The sequence below is a fragment of the Ascidiaceihabitans donghaensis genome (assembly GCF_900302465.1).
GTDB lineage: Bacteria > Pseudomonadota > Alphaproteobacteria > Rhodobacterales > Rhodobacteraceae > Ascidiaceihabitans > Ascidiaceihabitans donghaensis.
Window position 1 is genome coordinate 2364527 of record NZ_OMOR01000001.1, and the last position, 15004, is coordinate 2379530.

General features: G+C 54.7%; 12 protein-coding genes. 10 read left to right on the top strand and 2 right to left on the bottom strand.

Features of this window, described 5'->3' with window-relative positions; all coding sequences use genetic code 11:
• The first annotated feature begins 94 nt into the window (after positions 1-94).
• The gene (locus ASD8599_RS11800; RefSeq protein ID WP_108828721.1) at positions 95-589 is read left to right on the top strand and encodes a hypothetical protein; all 495 of its coding nucleotides are present in this window, start codon (positions 95-97) and stop codon (positions 587-589) included.
• A gap of 157 nt (positions 590-746) precedes the next feature.
• Positions 747-2909, top strand: coding sequence for a phosphoribosylformylglycinamidine synthase subunit PurL (gene purL, locus ASD8599_RS11805; protein WP_108828722.1), 2163 nt, complete (start codon positions 747-749; stop codon positions 2907-2909).
• Here purL and ASD8599_RS11810 read toward each other — a convergent pair.
• Positions 2906-4159 carry a vWA domain-containing protein gene (locus tag ASD8599_RS11810; RefSeq protein ID WP_108828723.1) on the bottom strand — a complete coding sequence of 418 codons (1254 nt, stop codon included), beginning with the start codon at positions 4157-4159 and terminating at the stop codon, positions 2906-2908. The two genes, purL and ASD8599_RS11810, sit on opposite strands and share 4 nt — an antisense overlap.
• 2 nt (positions 4160-4161) lie before the next feature.
• Complete coding sequence (locus ASD8599_RS11815; protein ID WP_108828724.1) at positions 4162-5070, bottom strand: AAA family ATPase; 909 nt, start codon at positions 5068-5070, stop codon at positions 4162-4164.
• Between the two features lie 208 nt (positions 5071-5278).
• Here ASD8599_RS11815 and ASD8599_RS11820 point away from each other — a divergent pair, with 208 nt between their 5' ends.
• The 8 genes from ASD8599_RS11820 (at position 5279) to ASD8599_RS11855 (ending at position 15004) form a co-directional block, all read left to right on the top strand.
• Entirely contained in the window at positions 5279-6322 is a 1044-nt protein-coding gene (locus ASD8599_RS11820) for a glycosyltransferase family 2 protein (protein ID WP_108830149.1), read from the top strand.
• Positions 6319-6960, top strand: coding sequence for a sulfotransferase (locus ASD8599_RS11825; protein ID WP_108828725.1), 642 nt, complete (start codon positions 6319-6321; stop codon positions 6958-6960). Before ASD8599_RS11820 ends, ASD8599_RS11825 begins: the two co-directional genes overlap by 4 nt.
• Complete coding sequence (locus ASD8599_RS11830; protein WP_108828726.1) at positions 6960-9335, top strand: glycosyltransferase family 2 protein; 2376 nt, start codon at positions 6960-6962, stop codon at positions 9333-9335. The genes ASD8599_RS11825 and ASD8599_RS11830 overlap by 1 nt, the downstream gene beginning before the upstream one ends.
• A gap of 28 nt (positions 9336-9363) precedes the next feature.
• Entirely contained in the window at positions 9364-10413 is a 1050-nt protein-coding gene (locus ASD8599_RS11835; protein WP_108828727.1) for a glycosyltransferase family 2 protein, read from the top strand.
• 119 nt (positions 10414-10532) lie between these two features.
• Complete coding sequence (locus tag ASD8599_RS11840; RefSeq protein WP_181364474.1) at positions 10533-11519, top strand: phosphoadenosine phosphosulfate reductase; 987 nt, start codon at positions 10533-10535, stop codon at positions 11517-11519.
• 40 nt (positions 11520-11559) lie between these two features.
• On the top strand, positions 11560-12597 hold the full coding sequence (gene pyrC / locus ASD8599_RS11845) for a dihydroorotase (RefSeq protein WP_108828728.1): 1038 nt from the start codon (positions 11560-11562) through the stop codon (positions 12595-12597).
• Positions 12598-12667: 70 nt separating this feature from the next.
• On the top strand, positions 12668-13348 hold the full coding sequence (locus tag ASD8599_RS11850) for an orotate phosphoribosyltransferase (RefSeq protein WP_108828729.1): 681 nt from the start codon (positions 12668-12670) through the stop codon (positions 13346-13348).
• Between the two features lie 159 nt (positions 13349-13507).
• Positions 13508-15004: a replicative DNA helicase gene (locus ASD8599_RS11855; protein WP_108828730.1), complete on the top strand. Its 1497-nt coding sequence runs from the start codon at positions 13508-13510 to the stop codon at positions 15002-15004.

Here is a 15004-nt window from a genome sequence, read left to right on the forward strand (position 1 = left end):
ACTCCAATGGGAAAGTTTTTGGAACGATTTCTGTGATCTTCACGTTGTTTCCCCAGACAGCGGCACACTTGCCGCAGAGCAAAAGGAGACAACCATGAAACGCAACGTATTTCTGACCCTGACCGCAGCTTCCGCCATCGCCGCCACAGGCGCATTGGCAGGCTACAACGAATCTGAAACAGACAATGCCACCACAGTGGCGTCGACGCAGAAAGAATATGACACCAATTCGCCTGCAAACTCTACCGGTGACACAGCTTCCGACATACAATACAGTGGTCTGGAGACGAAAAACATTATCGCGCTGGAAAACGCAAAGGGCGAGATGCTGAAAACAAATGAAGGCGAACAGATCGGTGTGATCGAAGAAATTGACTACAACGCCCAAGGCAATCCGGAACTGGTGATTGACGTTTTCGACAAGTCCGTCGTTGGCGCCGACCGCATGGTCATGACGATCCAGCCCGACAACATCGTATTGGCAGGGAACGCCATCGTGTTGGACACGACCTACAACGAGCTGTTGGCAAAAGTGAAAGCGTCTGGCGTGCAAGGCAGCGCGGACCGCGTGGACGTCACAATCTTCTAAGACCCCACAAATTATCGGCCATCCCACCGGGTCGTGCGCACCGCCGCACGGCCCGGTTTTTCACAGGTTCGCCGTTGTCCACCCACAGCCCCTTTCCCCCACGCGCAGGTGCATGTAAGAGACGGCAACGCATTGCCATTCGGGGGACATCAGGCACATGACAGAGCCAGCAATCACACCAGATCTCATTGCCAGCCACGGGCTTAGCCCTGATGAATACAACCGCATCCTCGAGATCGTTGGACGCGAGCCGACGTTTACCGAACTTGGCATTTTTTCCGCGATGTGGAACGAACACTGTTCCTACAAATCCTCCAAGAAGTGGCTGCGCACTTTGCCCACCGAAGGCCCTCAGGTGATCTGCGGCCCTGGTGAAAATGCCGGCGTGGTAGATATTGGCGACGGACAAGCCGTTGTTTTCAAAATGGAAAGCCACAACCACCCTTCATATATCGAACCCTACCAAGGGGCGGCCACAGGCGTCGGCGGCATCCTGCGCGATGTGTTCACCATGGGCGCACGTCCTATTGCATCAATGAACTCGCTTAGCTTCGGCGAACCCGGCCACCACAAAACCAAACAGCTTGTGAACGGCGTTGTTGCGGGCGTTGGTGGGTACGGCAACTGTTTCGGCGTGCCATGTGCGGGCGGCGAAGTGCGCTTTGACCCAGCCTACAACGGCAACTGCCTTGTGAACGCTTTTGCGGCAGGTTTGGCGGACGCCGACAAGATTTTCTATTCGGCCGCTTCCGGCATCGGCATGCCCGTCGTCTATCTTGGCGCAAAAACCGGCCGTGATGGTGTGGGCGGCGCGACGATGGCATCAGCTGAATTTGACGACACGATTGAAGAAAAACGTCCCACCGTTCAGGTCGGTGACCCCTTCACCGAAAAACGCCTGATGGAAGCGACGCTTGAGCTGATGCAAACCGGCGCCGTGATCTCGATCCAGGATATGGGGGCCGCTGGTCTCACGTGTTCTGCCGTCGAAATGGGCGATAAGGGTAATTTGGGCGTGCGCTTGCACCTTGAAAACGTGCCTGTGCGCGAAGAGGCGATGACAGCCTATGAAATGATGCTGAGCGAGTCTCAGGAACGCATGTTGATGGTTCTGAAACCCGAATTGGAAGCTGAAGCCAAAGCGGTTTTCGACAAATGGGACCTTGATTTCGCCATCGTTGGCGAAACAATCGCCGAAGATCGTTTCCATATCGTGCACAATGGCGAAACCAAAGCGGATTTACCGCTGAAGACATTGGCGGGCACGGCCCCCGAATATGATCGCCCTTGGGTTGAAACGCCTCCTGCTGATCCATTGGCTGACGTGCCCAGCATCGATCCCATTGACGGGCTAAAGGCGCTGATTTCGTCGCCCAACTACGCCGCAAAACAGTGGGTCTATGAGCAGTATGACACGATGGTCATGGCCGATAGCGCGCGCACGCCCAACATCGGATCCGGCATCGTCCGTATCCATGGCACCGACAAAGCACTGGCCTTCACCTCTGACGTGACGCCACGCTATGTCAAAGCCAACCCTGTTGAGGGCGGCAAACAAGCCGTGGCCGAAGCCTATCGCAATCTGACCGCCGTGGGCGCTGTCCCGCTGGCAACCACAGATAACATGAACTTCGGCAACCCCGAGAAACCAGAGATCATGGGCCAATTTGTCGGCGCTATCAAAGGCATAGGTAAAGCGGTTAAAGCGCTTGATATGCCGATCGTCTCTGGCAACGTCTCGCTTTACAATGAGACCGACGGCACAGCGATCCTGCCCACGCCGACCATAGGCGCTGTGGGTCTGCTCAAGCACACAGACGAGATCATCGGCTGCGACGTGCGCGACGGACATGTGGCTTTAGTGATCGGTGAGACGACAGGGCATCTGGGACAATCCGCTTTGCTGGCCGAGGTCTTCAACCGCGTTGAAGGCGACGCCCCTGCCGTCGATCTGGCCGCCGAGAAGAAACATGGCGACTTCATCCGCGACAACCGTGCGTTGATTACGGCCTGTACGGACTTGTCAGATGGCGGCCTTGCCTTGGCTGCGTTTGAACTGGCTGAAGCGGCAGGCGTGGGTGTTTGGCTGGACAGCGACGACACGCCTACATTGTTCGGTGAGGACCAGGGGCGCTACCTGATTGCTTGCAACTTTGATCAGGCTGAAGGGTTGATGCTGGCGGCTGGACAGGCCGGCATTACGATCCAGTCCGTTGGAAAATTCACATCTGAGGACGTCTGGTTCAGCAACACAAGCAGCGCTTCTTTGGCAGAATTGTCTGACATCTACCGAAGCAGCTTTGCAGCAGCGGTCGCCTAAAGCCCGGACATAAGACGCGCTTTCTCGCCCACATCGTCTGGGCGGGAAATCACCTCTGCCAGTTCTTCCAGCGATGCAATCGAATGGCCTGCGCGAAAGCTGTCCACATGGGGTAGCATCGCGGCAATCCCGCGGGCTTTGGGCGCAAACCCGTCCCAACGCAGCAAAGGATTTAACCATATCAAACGCTTGGACGACAGTTGAAGGCGTTGCATCTGCTTGGCCAGCGCGTCCGGGTCGTCGCGGTCCAAACCGTCCGTGATCACAAGCACCACAGCCCCCTGCCCCATCACACGCCGTGACCAATCGCGGTTGAACGTCTCAAGACATTGCCCGATGCGTGTGCCGCCTTCCCAATCTTGCGCTTCCGCCCCGGCAGCAGCCAATGCCGCATCCACATCGCGTTGCCCCAGGTGTCTGGTAATATTGGTCAATTGCGTGCCAAAGGTGAAGGCATGAACCTTGGCCCAACCCGCCCCTTTGGCATTCGAAACCGCATGCAGAAAGTGCAAAACCACACGGGAATATTGGCTCATGGAGCCTGAAATATCGCACAAAACAACCAAATTCGGCCAGCGCAAGCGCGGCGCTTTGCGTTCAATCTTGTACAGTTCGCCCCCCCGACGCATCGCGGCGCGCAGGGTTTTGGCCGCATCGACACGACCCTGATGCGCGGGCTTTGACCGGCGTGACGGGATCGGTTGCACAGGCAGCTTCATACGCGACAGCATGCGCTTGGCGGCGGCCATTTCAGCTGTGCTCATCTGTTCAAAATCAAGACTGCGCAAGCGTTCTTCCGCGCTCATGGTGAGGGAGGCGTCAATTTCCAGTTCCGACCCGTCGTCATCCTTGGGGGTCTCGGGCTGATCCACAGGCGCCTCTGCGCCGTCCAGCAGCGCCTCGGCGGCCCGTTTTTCAGCGGCCTGAGCGCTTCGGTCTTCTTGTACACCACGCACCGCAGGCAACATCGCAGCCATCATATATTCCAGATACCGCGGGTCGCGCCAATACAGGCGAAAAATCTGGGCAAAGACGGCACGATGTTCGGGTCTGTTTACGAAACACGCGTGCAACGTCCAATAAAAGTCCTGCTTTTCGGTAAATCCGGCAGCTTCCACCGCACGAATAGAATCAATCACCCGCCCCGGTCCGATCGGCAGACCACCGCGCCGCAGCGCCCGTGCAAAGTGGGTGATGTTGCCGGCCAGTTTCGGATCATCCGGCAATTCAAGAGGTATGTGTTCGACCACAGCTAGACAGGTTCCATCGTCGCTTTGGCCTGATCCAGAATACGCTTGGCTTCAGATCCGTGTAGCTTTGCAATGTCGTCTTGATACTTCAGGATGGCGCCCAACGTGTCGGCGATGACTTCCGGGCTAAGGGTTATGACATCCAAAGCCAGCAGGCATTTGGCCCAGTCGATGGTTTCTGCAACGCCAGGCTTTTTGAACAAGTCCTCAGTGCGCAATTTCTGCACGAAAGCAACCACTTCGCGACTTAGACTTTCGGCAGCTTCCGGTGCGCGTGCTGTCAAAATTTCCATCTCGCGTTCGAAATTCGGGTAGTCCACCCAATGATACAAACACCGCCGCTTCAATGCGTCGTGAACTTCGCGGGTGCGGTTGGAGGTGACAACTACGATGGGGGGTTCCGGTGCTTTGATTGTGCCCATTTCGGGGATGGTCACCTGAAAATCACTTAGCGCTTCCAGCAAAAACGCCTCAAAGGGTTCATCGGTGCGGTCAAGTTCGTCAATCAGCAAAACCGGCGGGCCGTTTTCATTTGGCCGCATCGCTTCCAGCAACGGGCGTTCGATCAAGTAGTCGTCGCTGAAAAGTTCGGTTTGCAACGCCTTTTTGTCCGCCCCGCCTGATGCCTCTGCAGCCCGTATTGCGACCATTTGCGCTGGAAAATTCCATTCATACACCGCGCTGGATGCGTCCAGCCCTTCGTAGCATTGCAAGCGGATCAATTTGCGGCCCAAAGACGCAGCAAGCGCCTTGGCGATTTCGGTCTTTCCAACACCGGCCTCGCCTTCCAGGAACAAAGGCCGTCCCAGACGCAGCGACAGGAACACAACTGTGCCCAACGCCCGACTACAGACATAGCCTTGATCCGCCAACATTTTTTGCACCGCATCGATGGATGAAATTTCGGTCATACGTGGTCTCCCCTTGCGCGTATCAAGTGCACTGCAACGGTGCGCGGTCAAGGGCGCATAAAGTCGTGGTTTCGGAAAGATTGACCTGATTCGCAGAAACTGGCATGCTGTTAAGCGAATAAAAGAGGTCCGTAAGCCATAAGGCTGTGACCCAAGAGGCGGAAGAAACGATGCACGCACACACTTCATGCGCGGGGCTATGCCAGATATGCGCATAACCGCAGTCACCTGTGTTAAAAACGAAGGCCCGTTTTTGCTGGAATGGATCGCGTTTCACCGTGTTCTTGGCGTAAGCGATTTCCTTTTCTATTCAAACGATTGCACGGATGGCACAGACCATTTGCTGGATGCGCTTGCGGCCAAGGGGTTGGTGCAGCATCTGCCCAACCCCGCAGAGGGACGCAATTATCAAATGGAAGCCTTGAAAGACGCACGCAAACAAGACGTCGTCATCAATGCGGATTGGGTTTGGGTCGCAGATGTTGACGAATTTCTAAACATCCATGTGGGCGATCACACAATTCCGGCGCTGATTGATGCCTGTGGGAATCCGCAAGCCATCAGCCTAACCTTCCAGTTTTTTGCCAACGATGATGTGGATACATTCGAAGACCGTCCTGTCATTGAACAATTCACCCGGTGCCACAATCCTGATCTGTGGTGCGGAGAAGCCGCGATCGAAGTGAAGTCGTTGATCCGGCACGATTTCCCCCTGCACTATTATGGTGCACACCGTCCATTCTTCAAAGGTAAGTTGCCGCCAAAGAAACGCCCGAGCTGGACAGATGGGTCTGGCAGACCTGTGCCGCACCGTTTTTTGGTTGCAGCCAATCCACGGCGTATTCGCAAATTTCCCGCGGCTGGCGCACGGAATTTTGCAACTTTGAACCATTACGCCCTGCGCAGCTTAGACAGTTATCTGGTCAAAAATGACCGTGGCGATGTCAACCGCGAGAACCGTGCGTTTGACGACACCTATTGGCGCGAACGCAATGACCCCGCTTGGGAAGACACGTCAATTTCGCGCTACCTTCCTGATCTGGCATCAGAAATGGCTGCATTGATGGCGGATGATACAATCAAGCGTTTGCATGACGATGCAGTGGCTTTGCACCGTAAAAAACGTGATGAGCTTTTGGCGCAACCCGCCTATCAAGAAATGCAAAAGCAGTTGCGCAGCGCATCGAAACTGCCCCCTCAAGAAGAAGAAATGCTTGTCGCGTTGGGCCTGCCTTTGGACATCGCGTCATGAGCTTGAGTGTGGTCAACCTTGGCTTGCCAAAAACCGGCACCACGACTTTGGCGCGTGCTTTGCGCCGCGCGGGCATGCATGTGGCAGATCACCGTATCAAGCCGAAGCAAACCAACAACCGCGCCATACATCACCAATTTGTCGCAGAATTGCTGTATCGCGGATATTACGAATCCGGCAACCCCGCCGCATTGCTTTATGGTTTTGATGCCGTCGCAGAAATGAGCACCCTGTCAGAGGGCAAATCAATCTGGCCGCAAATGGATTTCGGATTGATTGAGGCGCTGCGCAAAACGAATCCGGGCGTCAAATTTGTGGCCTCCAACCGCGACAGTTGGGATGTGTCGCAATCTATGCTGGCGTGGTCCAATCTGGGCACTGTGCGATTGCCGGAAAGCAACATTCCCGGTTTGCCCAAAGGCTACGGCGAAACATCGAAGGAGCGTGTTCAATGGATAGACGCCCACTACGCGACTTTGCGCACATATTTTAACGATGATGATGATTTTCTGGAATACGAAGTGACTGATCCAAATGTGACCGATCTGCTAAGCGGTTTTGTTGGCGTGCCGATCACATGGTGGGGCCGCGCCAATGCCAATCCGGAAAACCTGAATACAAACAATGAGGTAGCGTAATGCGCATCCATTTGCACATCGGCTTGGAACATGTCGGCGCAGACCGGCTGCAAGAGGTTCTGGCCGACAAACGCGACCAGTTGATTTCCAAAGGCGTTCTGTTTGCACGCAGCCCCGGCAACAAAAACCACACCCGCTTGTTTATGGCTGTGACCGACGCCGATCATGTTGATCCGCTCCGCTACAATCGCGGCTACATCACGGCCGACAAACAAAAAGTGCTGCATGATGCCTTGGCTGGTGATTTGGCCAAGGAAGTCGCGCAACATCAGCCAACTGACCTGATCTTGTCTGCCTCTCAATTGGGCGCTTGCCTGTCGCGGACTACTGAATTGCACCGCCTCAAAGCGCTGCTGGCCCCTCTTTCGGATGACATCCGCATCATTGCACATGTTGACGAACAGGCCGCCGTGTTGACGCGCCATTACCACGAACAAATCCTTGAAGGCCGCGGTGTGTCCTTGGCACAGGAACTTGATCTGGCAGGTACAAAAACGTGGTGGGATGATTGCATTGCATCACATCCAAAAATCGATCCACAAGCAGGTGTATTTGAAGAAAACCAAGGCGCCCCCTTTTGGCTGGATTACGCGCGACTTGTTACGTTCTGGGAAGATGTGTTCGGCACCGGTTCTGTTGCACTACGCAGTTTTGATGCCGAAGCTTTTGCAGCCCAAACCGTCACGGACGAGCTGCGCGATATGTTCGGGATCAAAGGCGCAATCGGCAAAGCTGCGGCCAGCGATGTATCGCCTCCGCCATCAGCGGCATGGATGGCCCGTGGACGGCAATTGAATGCGTTAATCTTACAGGTTCTCGCATCCAAGAAGCGTATTTTACCTCGCCAGTTGTGGCGCGGTTTTGTCAACGAAATCAAAGTAGACGGCGATGCAATTGATGTTGCGTCCCTTAGCGATATCTCAAAAACCTTTGCCACGAGCAACGCAAAGTTAATCAAAGCACACAAAGGGCTAACCGCTGCAACCTTCAAAAAGCCCCGCGCAAAAACCCCATGGTGTGAAGCTGATCCGATGTTCGGGTTTCGCGCGTCTCAATATCTTTTGGGCTTTATGTGGCGCATCGACAAAGCCACCAAAGAAGAACGCAAAACCAAAGCCGCAGACTTGGCCCGCATCAACGGCAGCCCTGTGCCCATGCCAGTCACAGACGATACACCGCCTAAAGACGGTTTAAGTGCCACGGCACGCAAATTGATGCCCCCGCTGGCTGTGCAGAACTTCGAAAAGCTGCGCACATCGTCTTTCGCGCCACACAATAAGATGGGTGCCGTAAACGAAGAAGAGTTGGCGGCGGCTTACACCCCTGTGCCTCCACGGGATTTGCCCAAAAACAATTCCGGCAACGTCATCGTCGGCTGTATGAAAAATGAAACGCCCTACATCGTGGAATGGATCGCCTATCACCGCGCCATGGGCGTCGATAACTTTCTGATTTACACAAATGACTGTTCTGATGGCACGTCTGAATTGCTGGACCGCTTGCAGGATATGGGCGTGATCCAGCATCGCAACAACGACAACTGGAAAGGCAACTCTCCTCAGCAATACGCGTTAAATCAATCCCTTAAAGAACCTGTGATCAAGAACGCCGAATGGATCATTCACATTGATGTGGATGAATTCATGAACGTGCGCTGTGGCAATGGCACCTTGGCCGACTTCTTTGAACGCGTGCCGGATGCGACAAATGTTGCGATGACTTGGCGCTTGTTCGGGCACAACGGTGTCACACGGTTGAACGACGATCTGGTGATTGATCAGTTCGACACGTGCGCCCCGAAGTTCTGCCCAAAACCACACACGGTTTGGGGCTTCAAAACTATGTTCAAGAACATCGGAGCCTATGAGAAAATCAGCTGCCACCGCCCAAACAAACTGGACGATAGTTTCAAAAACAAGGTGAAATGGGTGAATGGCTCTGGTCAAGACATGACGAAAGAGGCCGCCGAAAGCGGGTGGCGCAATTCCAAGAAATCCATTGGCTACGACCTGATTCAACTGAACCACTACGCCCTTCGCTCTGCCGAAAGCTTTCTGATCAAGCGTCAACGCGGACGGGCGTTGCATGTCGATCGGTCCATTGGAATCAACTACTGGATTCGCATGGATTGGTCCGACTTTCGCGACATTACGATCAAGCGAAACGTGCCGCGCACCCGCGCCGAATATGATCGGCTCATGTCTGACCCGCACCTGCGCAAATGGCATGAAACGGGGCTAGAATGGCATCTTGCCAAGGCTGAAGAATTGCACGGCATGCCCGAATTCGAAGACCTCTACCAGCAAGCGCTTAAAGTGAAACTGAACGAAACAGAACGCGTGGCCTATGCGTTAGCGCTGGATATGGAAAGCTGATGGCGGGTCAATTCCCTAAGGCAAGCCATTGAAATTCCTTGCCATCTTGACTGTCCGCAATGAAGGCGCCTTTGTGCTGGAATGGCTGGCCCATCATCGGGCTGTCGGGTTCACGGATTTCCTAGTCTTCTCAAACGATTGCCAAGATGGCACCGACACCATTTTGGATCGGTTGCACAAAATGGGGCAGATCACGCATATTCGCAACGATGGCCCCTATGACAAAGGCGGCATCCAGTTCACGGCGCTGAAGCAAGCCGATAAATTGGACATCGTCAAACAAGCGGATTGGATACTTCCACTGGATGTGGATGAATTCGTCAACATCCACGTCGGTGACGGCACCCTGACCGCATTGTTGTCTGCACTACCAGACGCGACGGCCATAACGCTCACTTGGCGATTGTTCGGGAACAGCGACGTTGTCCGCTTCAAAGACATGCCCGTTCTGGATCAGTTTACCAAATGCGCCCCTGCGGTTCTGCAATGGCCATGGCGGGCGTCGATGTTCAAAACGCTTTACGCCAACAACGGCACCTACCAAAAGGTCGGTGTACACCGCCCGCGCAATCCCGATGAAAAGAAACTGGCGAAGGCGCAATGGTACGATTGCGAAGGCCGTGCCCTGCCCGACCAATTCAAGACCAAACGCATTTTTTCAAACTTCGGGCAATCGAATTATGCTTTGGCACAGCTGAACCATTATCCTTTGGGCGCTCTTGAAAGCTATGTGGTAAAAGCCGATCGTGGGCGTGCGGTGCATTCCGATGATATTCTGGGGCTCGATTATTGGGTCGAGAGGAATTTCAACACGGACATCGACACAAGCATTTCCCGGCTCATGCCCAAACGCGCTCAGATTGTTCAAGAATTGAGAGGCGACAAAAAGCTGGATGAGCTACACAACAAAGCAGTCCGGTGGCGCCACACGCGCTTTGAAGAGCTGATGTTGAAGGAGCCGTTTCGCGCCTTGTTCGGACGTTTGCTGATGGCGGCCCCGACGCGGCCTGTAAACAAATCGGCGGCCCGTTTCATGATAGGTTTTGCCAATGCGGCCCGCAAAGCGAAACAAAAATAGTGAAAATACACCAGCGCATATGACCGGTAATTGGCCCGCAATTGGCACAAATTGTTCCAATTTATGCCCCAATCGACGCCTACCTTGATCGCAACCATCCCCGTCAAAAGGGGAGTTTTGTGATTGAGGACGTGACGCATATGGAAGACCATGCCCAAACATTCGAGACACCTTTGGGTGATCTGGCCAAAGGTCCATGGGTCACACGTATTGCAGAAATTGCCAATGAACACGGCTACTTCAAAGCCTTAGGGCGCAAGCATTTCGCAGCCTTTGTACAAAAAAGCGATACGTTGCTGGTGACTTTCGAGACGGTACAAGGCATCCGCGGTTTGCGTGAAAACGCCCTGCCTTTGGGCTGGGATATGGTTGCCAGCATGGGGTGGTCGCATTTGTGCCTGGTCAGCGATGGCGACACATGGTTCCGCGACGGAAAGGTCTATGGTCACTTTGATGCATTGATCGACGACGGATTTTTCGACGACTTCTCACAGGTGATTTTTTACGGCGCCGGCCCTTGTGGTTATGCGGCTTCCGCGTTTTCTGTGGCCGCCCCGGGGGCGCGTGTTGTGGCGATACAACCGCAAGCCACCTTGGACCCCCGCGTCACCGAATGGGACGACCGCTTTACAGACCATCGCCGCGTGAGCTTTACAAACCGTTACGGTTACGCCCCCGATATGCTGGATGCGGCCGACGCTGCATTTGTGTTCTACGATTCCAACGACCCGCTAGATGCGATGCATGCGGCGCTGTTCACCCGCCCGAACGTGTCCAAATTCCGGATGCGTTTTATGGGGGCAGCTTTGCAAAGCCAGATGATGGACATGAACATTCTGTTTCAGGTCATTTCCAAAGCGAACGCAGGCAAGCTGGACACAGAAAGCTTTGCAAAAATGTACCGCGCACGACGGGACAACCGTGGATATTTACGTACGTTAATGGCCGTGACCGATCGCGACGAACGGTTCGCATTGACGCGTATGATTTGCAAGAATGTGACGTCTCGAACCAAAGCGCCCCGTTTTGCGCGGCGTTTGGCGGAACTGGACGCCCCCCAGAACAACGCTCATGACGATGCTGCAGGCACATCGCCACAAGCGTAAAGCTCTGGCCTCAACACAGTTGCCGTGCTAACGCGCCACCATGACACAAACGCTTACGCTTCGCCGCCCCGATGATTGGCATTTGCATCTGCGCGATGGCGCGATGATGCAAGCCGTTTTGCCCCATACCGCCGCACATTTTGGCCGTGCGATTATCATGCCAAACCTCGTGCCGCCGGTTGTCACAGGGGCGCAAGCCGCTGCATACAAGGACAGGATTTTGGCAGCTTTGCCAAAAGGCAGCGCCTTCACCCCCCTGATGACACTGTATCTGACCGAAGACACCGATCCCGGCGATGTGGCTTCGGCCTACGCATCCGGTCTGATCAATGCTGTCAAACTTTACCCGGCAGGCGCCACAACCAATTCCGCGTCCGGGGTCAGCCGTTTTGAAAATGTGCGCCCCACTCTGGAAAAGATGGCAGAAATCGGCTTGCCTTTGTGTGTGCACGGCGAAGTAACAGATCACGACATCGACATTTTCGACCGCGAAGCCGTCTTTATCGACCGCGTTCTGGATCCGATCCGCAAAGCAACGCCGGACCTGAAAGTTGTGATGGAACACATCACAACAAAAAACGCGGTCGATTATGCCCGCGCCCAAGGGCCAAACCTTGGTGCAACAATCACAACCCACCATTTGGTGATCAATCGCAATCACATTCTGGCAGGTGGAATCAAGCCACACTACTATTGCCTGCCAGTGGCCAAACGCGAAGAACACCGTCTGGCGCTGCGCGACGCTGCGACATCAGGTGAAACGCGCTTCTTTCTTGGGACAGACAGCGCACCACACACTGACGCCAACAAGTTGCTGCCATGTGGCTGCGCAGGCTGTTTCACTGCGCCAAATACGATGTCAATTCTGGCACAGGTCTTTGAAGACGAAGACAAGCTGGGACATCTGGAAGGCTTCACCAGCTTGCACGGTCCCGCGTTCTACGGGCTGGCAGCAAATACAGACACAATCACGCTGACAAAAGGCGACGTTATTGTCTATCCGGGCCACGTGGCCACAGACGAAGGCCCCGTCACAGTCTTTGATCCCGGCTACCCGCTCCATTGGCGCGTGACCTGATCCTGCTTCATCTCGCAAAATAAACCTCCGCCGGAGGCTCCAACCGGCGCACCATACGAAAGTTTCTCTGATGATCCCCACCAGCTACCCCACAGCGCAAGAAATGGCCCGCCTGACGGCACGTATGTTGCTGGAAATCAAAGCGGTACATTTTAACACCGAAGACCCGTTCACATTGGCGTCGGGCCTGCCCAGCCCAACGTACATCGATTGCCGCAAATTGATCAGCTATCCACGGATACGTAGCACATTGATGGATTTCTTGACGGTAACAGTGATGCGCAACGCAGGTTTTGAAGCCTTCGATAACATTGCCGGTGGCGAAACTGCAGGGATTCCGTTTGCGGCACTGGTCGCGGAACGCATGGCTTTGCCAATGACATATGTGCGCAAAAAGCCCAAAGGCTACGGTCGCAATGCCCGCATCGAAGGGGCCATGTCCGAAGGTGAACGGGTCTTGTTGGTCGAAGACCTGACCACGGACGGCGGTTCAAAACTGTCATTTGTCGATGCGATTCGCGACACCGGAGCAACCTGTGCCCATACGGCGGTCATTTTCTATTATGGCATTTTCCCTGAAACAGAAAAGACCTTGGGCGATCATGGGGTTGGCTTGCACTACTTATGCACGTGGTGGGACGTTTTGGCCGAAGCCAAGGCGTCTGGTGCTTTCGACGATGCAACAATCACGGGTGTTGAAGCATTTTTGAACAACCCGCGCGCATGGCAGGACGCCAATAAAAAATCATAACCCGACCCCATCATACGGGGTAACGGGTGCATTTGAACGCAACATCGTGTATGGTCAGAGTTATCCACAGAATATACAATTTGCGCCCGACAGGGGCGTAAAGGTATGAGGTGCGTCAAACATCTGCCGGGGGGCGGGTGACAAAACAGGTGGGGCAAAATGAACGAGATCAGCAGTTTTTCCGGAGAAAGCCCACAGGTCGAGGCCGCAGAAACCATGCCCCATTCCATCGAAGCTGAACAACAGCTTCTGGGTGCTATTCTGACAAACAACGACGTTTATGACCGTGCGGCATCGATCATCGGGCCAAAACACTTTTATGAACCCGTGCACGCGCGGATTTTTGACATCGCCGCGGCGCGGATTGCCAAAAACAATTTGGCCAGCCCCGTGACGTTGAAGTCCTTTATGGAAGACGACGAAGGCCTGAAACAACTTGGCGGCCCCGCTTATCTGGCCCGTCTTGCGGGGGCTGCGATTTCATCTTACGCGGTGCGCGACTACGCCCAGATGATCTATGATCTGTCCACCCGCCGCGATCTGATCCTGTTGGGGCGAGATATTTCAGCGAAAGCGGCGCGAATTGACGTCGCATCAGAGCCACGCGAACAGATCGTGGAGGCCGAACAACACCTGTACAAGCTGGCAGAGCAAGGCCAGGTCGAAAGCGGATTTCAAAGCTTTCTCAAAGCCGTAACGGACGCAGTGAATGTTGCCAACGCAGCTTACCAACGTGATGGCGGCTTGTCGGGTGTCTCAACCGGCCTGATCGACATGGACAAAAAGCTGGGCGGGTTGCACCGCTCCGACTTGCTGATCCTGGCCGGACGTCCGTCAATGGGCAAAACGTCCCTGGCCACCAACATTGCCTTTAATGTCGCCAAAGCCTACCGGCGCGGACTGACAGCAGATGGCACGGAAGGCGCGGTAGACGGCGGTGTCGTGGGCTTTTATTCACTGGAAATGAGCGCCGAACAGCTTGCCGCCCGTATCCTGTCCGAAGCCTCAGAAATCCCCAGCCAACAAATTCGGTCAGGCGACATGACCGAAGGCGAATTCCGGCGTTTTGTGGACGCGGCAAAAGCACTAGAGGCTTGCCCGCTGTTCATTGATGACACCCCTGCTTTGCCCATCAGCCAATTGGCAGCACGTGCACGACGTCTGAAGCGAACCCATGGTCTTGATTTGCTGATCATCGACTATCTTCAGCTTGTGCGTGGCACCGGTCGGTCGGAAAACCGTGTGAACGAAATCTCCGAAATCACGATGGGTTTAAAGGCCATCGCCAAGGAACTGGACATCCCCGTGATCGCCCTGTCCCAGTTGTCGCGTCAGGTCGAAAACCGCGAAGACAAACGCCCGCAGCTTTCGGATTTGCGTGAATCCGGATCTATCGAACAGGATGCGGATGTGGTCATGTTTGTGTTCCGCGAAGAATATTACAAGGAACGCGAAAAACCCGGTGATCACGATCTTGAAGCCATGGCGGCATGGCAAGAAGAAATGGAGCGCCTGCATGGCCGCGCCGAAGTTGTGATCGGCAAACAGCGTCACGGTCCAATCGGCACCGTTGATCTGTCGTTTGAAGGCCGTTTTACCCGCTTTGGAAATCTGGCCCCCCAATACCTGAACCAGGGCGACGATCAGGAATTCTGA

What these genes read in the sequence shown, in the direction of transcription:
- ASD8599_RS11850 (WP_108828729.1), top strand. Translation starts at nt 12,668, where the DNA reads ATGATCCCCACCAGCTACCCCACAGCGCAAGAAATGGCCCGCCTGACG.
- ASD8599_RS11830 (WP_108828726.1), top strand. Translation starts at nt 6,960, where the DNA reads ATGCGCATCCATTTGCACATCGGCTTGGAACATGTCGGCGCAGACCGG.
- purL (WP_108828722.1), top strand. Translation starts at nt 747, where the DNA reads ATGACAGAGCCAGCAATCACACCAGATCTCATTGCCAGCCACGGGCTT.
- ASD8599_RS11825 (WP_108828725.1), top strand. Translation starts at nt 6,319, where the DNA reads ATGAGCTTGAGTGTGGTCAACCTTGGCTTGCCAAAAACCGGCACCACG.
- pyrC (WP_108828728.1), top strand. Translation starts at nt 11,560, where the DNA reads ATGACACAAACGCTTACGCTTCGCCGCCCCGATGATTGGCATTTGCAT.
- ASD8599_RS11855 (WP_108828730.1), top strand. Translation starts at nt 13,508, where the DNA reads ATGAACGAGATCAGCAGTTTTTCCGGAGAAAGCCCACAGGTCGAGGCC.
- ASD8599_RS11820 (WP_108830149.1), top strand. Translation starts at nt 5,279, where the DNA reads ATGCGCATAACCGCAGTCACCTGTGTTAAAAACGAAGGCCCGTTTTTG.
- ASD8599_RS11815 (WP_108828724.1), bottom strand. Translation starts at nt 5,070, where the DNA reads ATGACCGAAATTTCATCCATCGATGCGGTGCAAAAAATGTTGGCGGAT.
- ASD8599_RS11800 (WP_108828721.1), top strand. Translation starts at nt 95, where the DNA reads ATGAAACGCAACGTATTTCTGACCCTGACCGCAGCTTCCGCCATCGCC.